The sequence below is a fragment of the Candidatus Brocadia sapporoensis genome, assembly GCF_001753675.2.
In the GTDB taxonomy this organism is placed as follows: domain Bacteria; phylum Planctomycetota; class Brocadiia; order Brocadiales; family Brocadiaceae; genus Brocadia; species Brocadia sapporoensis.
Window position 1 is genome coordinate 61,656 of sequence record NZ_MJUW02000114.1, and the last position, 9,195, is coordinate 70,850.

Below are 9,195 nucleotides of genomic sequence, written 5' to 3' on the forward strand. Positions count from 1 at the left end.
TAAGCCCATATGGGCCAAGAGCTCATAAGAGAGTAGAAATTTTCATTTCCGTACCAATATCGTTTCTTTTGACTCCGCACGTTTCATTTCTGATGGTGTGTATTCTAGCAATAATTTCAAAGGATGCAAGACAATAGATTGGTCATATTTTGTATCTGTAAGAAGGGAACAGAAGAACAGATATTATATTATCCATAACGAAGCAAAGGGGGGCGAAGAAGGCTTGTATTCTCTGCCTGAATAACAATTTCCCCATAAGGATCAGCACGGGTAACAGTCCTGCATGTACCGTTAATCCCCCTCACTCATTCCTGTCTCGATTTTCGGTTGTTTTCTTTCTCCATTTTGTGCTATATTCTTCATAGAAAAAGTGAACCTTCTTTTCCGTGTTTTCATCCTCAAAACACCATGAATCCCTTAAAAAATTTTATTATTTCCGGCCTAATCCTGCAATAAGGCCACGCATTGTTTGCAAGATTGGGTGCATAATAAATTCTTGTGATTAGTCTTATTAGGAATCTTTAACGAAGAAGAGACAGAAGGCTAATGAGTGTTATCAGAGATACCATAAGGACATTCCAGACAATCTATTTTGCAATGGTGATGTCTACCGGTATAATCTCCATTGCATCTGATTTGCTGGGATTTAGCGGTATAGCTTATGGGCTTTTTTATCTTAACATCGTTGCGTACGCAATTATTATGTCATTGCAAATACTCCGGGCAGTGATGTTTTGGGATAATCTTTATAACGATCTTTCCAATCCAAAATTAAGCCTGGTCTTTTTTGCTATAGTTGCGGGCACCAATATACTGGGATCTCAGTTTGCGGGGATAGCAAATCAACCAGAAGTTGCCAAGATATTTTGGTATGTTGGCGTTTTTTTATGGACGATTGTTTCATTATCCACCTTTGGTGTCCTGTTTGTTAAATGCGATCAAAGGATTGAAGTGGTGTTGCATGGAGGATGGCTGACTGCGACCGTAGGGACGCAATCCGTGGCAGTACTGGGCGCTATGCTTGCTCCAAAATTCGGAGATTATGGAGGTTTTGTAATGTTTTTGTCTTTTGTATGGTGGATGATTGGTTCGTTTATTTATATGGCCTTAATTACACTCATTATATACCGTCTGGTGTTTTTCAAGGCATCTCCTGATGCCTTGATACCACCCTATTGGATTAATATGGGTGCGCTTGCTATTACAACGTTGGCGGGTTCAGTTTTATGTATAAACACCCCCAAAGTGGCGGGATCTTATACCGATTTCCTGGGATTTACAAAAGGATTTACCCTGTTTTTTTGGTCATTCGGCACATGGTGGATACCATATTTGATTATTATTGGGATATGGAAATATGGAATTAATAAAACCCCGTTTAAATATAATCCTCTTTACTGGGCTATGGTCTTCCCTTTGGGTATGTATACTGCGTGCACAGTAAGGCTTTCGCAGGCTATTCAGATTCCCTTTATCGCCAATATATCAAAATATTTTATCTATGCGGCATATGTGGCCTGGGGTTTTATCTTTGTCAGCATGATACTTTCCATGATAAAAATAGCTACTGCAAAAGGAGCCCCTAAAATAAAAGAGGAAGAGACTATTCAGCCTCAAATGACTGGCATTGTTAAAAGTTGATCATTCCAATAAATCCCGAGACTAAAATCTTCGGAGTGTCTCCAAACTGCTGCCCGTTAATTCAACCCGAAATTGATAAATTTTATCGTAACACCATTTGTGCACGGAATTGGAGAGCGATATACGCTTTCCAATTCCGTGCGAATTTGTTATGGGATGCGGCACGTAAGAGCCATAGAGGATGCAATACGATATCCTGAATCCATAAACAATAGGCACAGGCAAGAGTTCGTTGGATACATTTATCGTAAGACAGACAAAGGATGTTGTAAGAGAAAAAAGACCGTGGCAGTGATGGTGCAAAGGGCTTTCTTACGTCTACGAAAGAGCATATGAAGATGCCTTGATAGTGTTGGACATTTCATGTAAAAAAGCATCTCCATGAAGCAGCAGATGCAGGAAGGAATGAAAAAACCCGGGAGAGCCCGGTAACAACATTAAGAGGTAAAGCACACGGCATACGGCTATTAAGACGTCATGGACACAAAAAGCTCACGGGCTCAGAAGCAGCATGGATTCCTGGTTTGAGCCGTATTCCATACCTCATAGTTAAAGAAAAGGCTTCTCGAAGCGAGATTCGTGGACTGTTAAGGAAATCTCCTGCCTTCACGCCAAACAAGAAAATCTCCGGGAAAACCACAATACACATCCTTACCCTCAGGAAAAAATGATACTACAACTTTAATATCACGCCCCTTCGGGACAAACTCCACGAAGTCCATAAGATGCCCTCTTGCTATGCATCAATAGGCAAATCTTCATAAAAAACCATGCGCATGTCCTCCGAAGGAAAAGGAAAGTTTACCGGCAAAGCCGCAGAATGCCCAAGGCCGACTGCTTGTTCAGATGGACTCTTCGTTCCCTCCCTGACTCCCTCTGATGGAAGACAAACATGGTTCCACCGGATTTCTTAAATATTAAAATGCAAGATGTCAACATGTTGACTTAGTAATACTATAGAATTCTACCGTTTCCATGTCATCGGCAAAAAGAGGAGGATTAAGCTATAAATTTCCAATCTGCCGAGAAGCATACAAAAACTCAAGACCCACTTACCTGCATAAGCCACGTTACTATAGTTAGCCGTAGGACCAACCTTTGCCAGGCCTGGTCCACAGTTGGCCATACAGGTTGCTACGGCTGAAAAAGCGGTGATTATGTCCGTGTTCATCGTCATTAATGCCAGGGAAGCGATACCAAAGAAGCCTAAATACACGGCAAAAAATACCGAGCTCTCTGCGACAATTTCTTCACTTACCGATTCCCCGTTGAGTTTTATATGTTTTACCATACGTGGCCGCAACACACGCGTTAATTCCCGTAAGCTCGACTTTAGCAAGAGTAATATCCGTACACATTTTATGGCACCGCCGGTTGAGCCTGCACATGCCCCGATAAACATTAATAAAATCAGCAGAAAGCGGCATGCCTGTGGCCACAGATCAAAATCCGTGGAAACGTGGCCCGTTCCCGTGCACACGGTTATAATCTGAAAAAAGGAGTATCGGAAAGAATTTCCCAGACTGTAATACCGGTTATCCTTGATCCCGCCATTGAAGCATTCTGGCCCGCTAAGATACAAGGTTGCCGCGACAAAAATAATAGCCGCCAGAATGAGTCCTGCAAAAAACTTCAGTTCCGAGTTCCTGAGAACCTTTTTGAATTCTTTTTTAAAACATTTGTAATACAGAGCAAAGTTACATCCACAAATAAACATGAACGTTGCAACGACAATTTCTATATAAAGATTGTTATAAAAGGCAATGCTTGTATTTTTTGTTGAAAAACCGGCTGTAGATACGGTGGCAAAGGAATGGCATATAGCATCGAAAAGCGGCATACCCCCACAGAAGAGGGCTACGATCATAGCGGCGGTAATGATAAGATAAATAATCCAGAGTAATTTCGCCGTTTCCCCAATCCTTGGTTTCAGTCTATCGGCAGTTGGACCGCTGACCTCGGCGCTAAAAAGCTGATAGCCACTGATACCCATGGCTGGCAGCAAGGCAACAAAGATAACGATAATTCCCATGCCTCCCAGCCAGGCAATAAAAGACCTCCAAAAAAGAATGCTATAAGGAAGCGCTTCAACATCTTTAAAAATAGATGCACCGGTAGTGGTAAAACCACTCGTGGCCTCGAAAACTGCGTCACAATACGTGGCGCATACACCAGAAAACCAGAAAGGAAATGCCCCCAGAAAAATACATACGATCCAGCTAAACGTTACAATGGCGATGCTATCCCGAACGCTGATTTCTGCATCTTTATTTCTAAATATTGCCTTGCTGAATCCACCCAAAATACCGGTGATGATAATGGAGTAAACAAACGCCCACATTGCGGCGTCGTCATTATAATAACAGGCCACGCCAAAGGGAATAAGCAGGATTGCCGTCAGCATCAGCACCAAGTTGCTCACGGTATGTAAAACAATAGGAAAATTCATAAACTCTGTGCCTTATCCATGGATGAATTTATGCCCGGTCTTTTTTACCGATAAAGAGGGACTGTACCTTTTCAATGGCGTTGGGCAGGGCAAAGACAATGACCCTTTCTTCAGGGTTAATGATGGTTTTACCTGTCGGTATCTGCATGACACCTTCGCGCACAATAGCGCCGAGGATAGAACCTTGTGGAAAGGATACTTCTTTGAGAGGTTTACCCACAATCTTTGAGCCTTCCGCAGCTACAAGTTCTATCACCTCAGCTTCGCTCTGTTGAAATTTTACTACGGAAAGCGTGTGCCCGCGTCGAATATACTGCAATATAGAACCTACCGTAATAAGGCGGGGATTTATGACAATATCCATTCCTAACGAATTAATAATCGTCATAAACGCCGGGTCCACGGTGAGCACAATTGCCTTCTTTGCACCAAGCCTTTTGGCTAACAACGAAGACAAGATATTGGTCTGCTCGCTCTCGGATACGGCCACGAAGAAATCGGCGATGTCAATGGATGCCTCCTTCAGGAGGTCGATGTCAAGTGCATCTCCCTGGAGAATAATCGTTTTATCAAGGACGGTTGCCGCTTGTTGGGTTTTTTCGCTGTCCGGTTCAATTATGGTAACCTGAATCTTTAGCTCTTCCAGTTTTTTCGCGAGTTCGATACTTGCACGATTTACACCATAGACAACGACCTTTTCTACCTCATCTGCACGCCGGTTAACCATCGGAAGAAAATACGGTAACGCCGCTTTTGCCACAAGCACAAAAACATTGTCACGTGGCATTATTTTAGTTTCACCCATCGGAATGACCATCTCCTCATTTCGTTGGATGGCAACGATAAGAAACGAATCGGTAGATTCAATTTCTTTTAATTCAGAGAGTTTTTTTCCTACGATGGGGGCATCGTCAGGTACGCAAAACCCCCGTAAAAGGATATCTCCTTCAGTAAAATCGGCTACGTAGGTGGCCCCCGGCGTTCCAATGATATTCAAAATAGAATTGATCGTGATTTTTTCAGGATTTACCACATGATCTATGTGAAAGCCATTTTGGTGCATGATCGGTTGCTCATCGTTAAATTCCGGACTTCTTATCCGGGCAATTTTGGTTTTGACACCATAATTGTGGGCGATCATACATACCACCATATTGATCTCATCACTGCTGGTAACCGCCAACACCATATCGGCATCTTTTATCCCAGCCTCTTCCAGGACTATGAGAGAGCAGGCGCTCCCCAGCACAACAGAAACATCCAGCTTTTCGTTAATCCGTTTTACGAGTTCGTGATTTTTTTCGATAACGGAGATATCGTGCCCCTCCTTTGATAATTGCTTCGCCAGGTTAAAACCAACTGCACCCGCACCAACAATAAGTATCTTCATAATTCTTACCCATGCCCCAGAGATAATTACTCTTTCTCGCGAAGATTAGACATTTCTACTGACCCCATCTTCTGACTTGCCTTATCCGGATGAGCTAAATTCTCAGAACACTGCTTGCTCAATTCCTGAAAAGAAGGGCCAAATTGCTCCCCCCCAAGATTGGGATCTTCTGCTTTCAAGCTATCGATAAGGCTCTTTACCTTTTCATACCGCTCCTGCGCAAAGATTGTTCTGGCTATGTCCAAACGGCTCTGCCAGCACCATTGGGCATTCTCCGAACTTTCTTTAACCCAGGTTGAACACCATTCTAATGCACGGTCATATTGCTTTGTCTCTTTTAAACACTGAATAAGTTCCGGTTTTATGGTATCGTCATTCGGAAATTGTTTTACTATGTCTTCGTAAAAACCGAGGGCCTTCTGCCAATCCCGCAGAGCAAACAGCGTTTTCGCCAATTTAAATTTCGTTTGCGCAATCTTTTCCTGAAGCTCAGGTTGTTTTGAATAGTCTGCAATTTGTCTCTCGAGGAGATATTCAGCCCTCTTGTAATCTTTATTGTCATAAAAGGTTGTTGCAACAGAATCCATACTATCAAAACTCATTTTTTTAATATTAATCAGAGATTCCGCAGCCTGTTCTGCAACACGCTTATCCGTATCCTGCAATGCCTTCATCAGGGATTCTATTGCCTGCTCATTCCCGATCTGTCCCAGCGCCGTCACTGCCGATTCCCTCACCCGGGCACTGGCATCGGAGAGGAGTTTCTTGAGGGAATCGACACAAACAGGATTTCCGATCTTGCCTAAACTATCGGCGGCATACCAACGGACTCGTTCCTGTTCGTCATTCAAGGCAGCGATCAAAGCATCTACCGCCTGGCTATCGCGGAGTTTCCCCAGCGCTGCAGCCGTACATTCCCGTATTCGTGGTTCTTTATGGGTTAAAAATCCAAGCAAGGGGCCAACGGCCCGCGGATCTCCAATTTGTCCCAGCGCTTCTATAATGGCACGAATCACGGACAAATCACTATTATTACCGAGTGCCGAAATAAGAGCATCAACTGCCTCACGTTTCCCCAATTTACCGAGTGATTTTACCGCCTTTTCTCTGATCTCAAGGTTTTCATCATTCATGATGCCAATCAGAGGTTTAACAGCTCTCTCATCGCCAATCTCTCCCAAGGTCTGAATTGCTTCTATCCGAACTTTTTCTGACGGGTCTGAAATTGTCTGAATTAATACATCAACCACGGAAGGGTCTTTGAGTTTTACCAATTCTTTTGCCGCAAATATTTTCACTTCCGGGTAGTCACTTCTCATAGCCTCAATTAAAGGTTTTGGGTCCATTTTATCAGGTCGGGTCTCAAGCAGTCTGATTGACTTTTGAGCGACCTCAAGCTTCATTTGTTCTATTTTTGATTCCAATTGTTTCTCGTGCTCTTCCTGTTTTATTACGAGATCCTCGAGCCACTGTTCACGGGTCTTTGTTTTATTGAGCGCCCACCACTCATTCCACCACCCGGCATCATTGCGACTGGAAAGCTTTGTGATCTTTTCCAAGGATTTTTTTGCAACTTCCTGAAGACCAGGGTCATCTACCGCAAGCATCTTAATTAAAGGCTCTATCGCATCACGATCGTTCGTATTTCCCAACGCCTTTGCTAATAACATTTTCACATTGAGTGGCCGTTGAGGATCCAGCATTGCTTCCGACATCATCAGAACGGAATGTGTTGTTTTTAATTCCCCCAGGGTCTCGACTACGGCATTTTGTATTGCAGCCGAATCACTTCCCAGTAAAGAAATCAGGATATCCGTTGCCCGATCGTCTTTGGTAAATCCAAATGCTTTAATAACGGAGATCTTAACGTCTTCACGCTCCTTGGTATCTTTCAAAATTCTTATCAATGGTTCCTGCGCATTAAGAAGATTAAGACCCAATAAAGAAACAGCCGCTGAGCTTCGAATGGCAGGATCTTGGGAATGTAGCTGTTCTGTCCATTCATCCAATTTCCGACGAAGTTCCACAGCCGTCTTTAGTTGTACTTTTTCAATCGCAATTTTCTCCGAGATTGCGGAACACCCTGCCAGGCACGACAGACTTACTAATATGACGAATAAACGATACATCAAATTTGCAGTTTTTTTTATAAAAAACTATTTATCATGGGTTTATACACAACTACTTGTTTTTAAGAAAAGGGTAGCTTTGGGCGAGAATATTGATGCAGTTGTTCGTGTAAAGCGCATCTACCTTAACAGATTTTACTTTCCTCGTCAATATAAAAGACCCGAATTCAAGCCGTCCATGAATTGTCTCTGTTTTTATCTGTATCCGTGCCTGATTTGATCTTTTACTTTTATGGGTATGGTTAAAAAGAAAAAAACTTCTTTTTCAACAAACCTGCTGTCGTGAAAAAATTCACATAGAACTGCTCCGCTTGTCTCATGTAATCCTTCTCTAAAGCAGCGTAATCGTCCAGCATCTTTTGTCTGTCTGACACAAGGCCTTCAAGGGAATCCAATTCATTTTTGTAAACATCTGCCCACCGGGCAATCATCTCTTTTGTCACCTCTACGTGAAACTGGATACCGCATATATTTCGGCCGTATTTTAACGCCTGATTTTGACAGAGTTCTGAGAAGGCCAATCGTTTTCCCCCGTACGGTATGCCAAAGGTATCGCCATGCCATTGAAACACCTTGAAAACTTCCGGAAGGTCTTTAAACAAATCATCCTTCAATCCATTCTCATTCAGAACGATCTTGTACCACCCAATTTCTTTCTCAGGATTTTTGATCACCCGGGCACCGGTTGCCTTCGCAATCAATTGAGCGCCCAGGCAAATTCCCAGAAAGGGCACCCCCTCATCAACAATTCTTTTGAGCAAAAAATCCTCTTCTTTCAGGAACCGATATTTTTCCTCTTCATATACGTTCATGGGGCCGCCGAGACAAACAACCGAATGAAAATCCTTTTCCAGCTTAGGTACCTTGTCTCCCTGCGAGAGATCGACAACCACATACGGTATCGCATTGTCTTCCAGAAAATCTGCAATAGTGCCAGGACCTTCAATATCAATATGTTGTATAAATAAAACCACAACTCAACCCCGAAAAATTTATTGTGTCATGAATGCAAAGGTTTAACTATACTGAAGTTCACGATTGAATACAAGATGAAAGTCGATCTGACTTTCATGCGCAAACTTACCTGGGAGAAGTCAAAAACAAAAGCACAAACCCACTCATAATCTGAACTCATTGAGATCAAAAGGACCAACGATGACAGTATAAACACGCCCATCATTATACCCGCTCCAGAATTCCAAATATGGTATCACTTTAGTATTTTGAAAAATATTCACAGATGAGATCGCCTTTGAGACGGTCTGCATACTCAGGAGGCGCACACTTTGTGAATTATAAACGTGATACAGACATACCATAATCTAGCGGGGTGGCACGGATAAGCAGCGCTTATCTCTGTTTTTGTCATGTGTAAAAAAACTCTGTACCTACAATAATAAGACTTGAGTCGTCTATCCCTATTTTAAAATGAATGTTTCACAAACGACGTTGTGCAAGTTCCACACGGACAAACGGACAGACCGGGTCAAATGAATCTGTTCTTTAACAAATACTATGTGATAAAGGAACATAGCAGGCACTATTTTCCAAAAGCGAGTTGGTTCAAGCTAAAAGCATACGACAAG

At 42.7% G+C, this 9,195-nt stretch carries 6 protein-coding genes and 1 pseudogene; 1 reads left to right on the plus strand and 6 read right to left on the minus strand.

Annotation, left to right across the window (positions count from 1 at the left end):
* Positions 1 to 226 precede the first annotated feature (226 nt).
* Positions 227 to 363: pseudogene (locus BIY37_RS13970) on the minus strand (IS1380-like element ISCku8 family transposase); the annotation flags it as partial.
* Positions 364 to 546: 183 nt separating this feature from the next.
* Here BIY37_RS13970 and BIY37_RS11520 point away from each other — a divergent pair.
* Entirely contained in the window at positions 547 to 1,641 is a 1,095-nt protein-coding gene (locus BIY37_RS11520; protein ID WP_070067993.1) for a tellurite resistance/C4-dicarboxylate transporter family protein, read from the plus strand.
* A gap of 587 nt (positions 1,642 to 2,228) precedes the next feature.
* On the opposite strand, the gene BIY37_RS14090 is transcribed toward BIY37_RS11520, so the two are convergent.
* The 5 genes from BIY37_RS14090 to BIY37_RS11545 form a co-directional block, all read right to left on the minus strand.
* Positions 2,229 to 2,363 (minus strand): hypothetical protein, encoded by a 135-nt coding sequence (locus BIY37_RS14090; protein ID WP_261340858.1) that lies wholly within the window; start codon positions 2,361 to 2,363, stop codon positions 2,229 to 2,231.
* Between the two features lie 242 nt (positions 2,364 to 2,605).
* A complete protein-coding gene (locus tag BIY37_RS11525; RefSeq protein ID WP_070067994.1) occupies positions 2,606 to 4,090 on the minus strand; it encodes a TrkH family potassium uptake protein in 1,485 nt (494 codons plus the stop codon).
* Between the two features lie 28 nt (positions 4,091 to 4,118).
* A complete protein-coding gene (trkA, locus tag BIY37_RS11530; RefSeq protein WP_070067995.1) occupies positions 4,119 to 5,480 on the minus strand; it encodes a Trk system potassium transporter TrkA in 1,362 nt (453 codons plus the stop codon).
* A 26-nt stretch (positions 5,481 to 5,506) separates the two neighbouring features.
* Positions 5,507 to 7,609, minus strand: coding sequence for a HEAT repeat domain-containing protein (locus tag BIY37_RS11535; RefSeq protein ID WP_070067996.1), 2,103 nt, complete (start codon positions 7,607 to 7,609; stop codon positions 5,507 to 5,509).
* Positions 7,610 to 7,851: 242 nt separating this feature from the next.
* On the minus strand, positions 7,852 to 8,583 hold the full coding sequence (locus BIY37_RS11545; protein WP_070067998.1) for a type 1 glutamine amidotransferase: 732 nt from the start codon (positions 8,581 to 8,583) through the stop codon (positions 7,852 to 7,854).
* Positions 8,584 to 9,195: the final 612 nt, after the last annotated feature.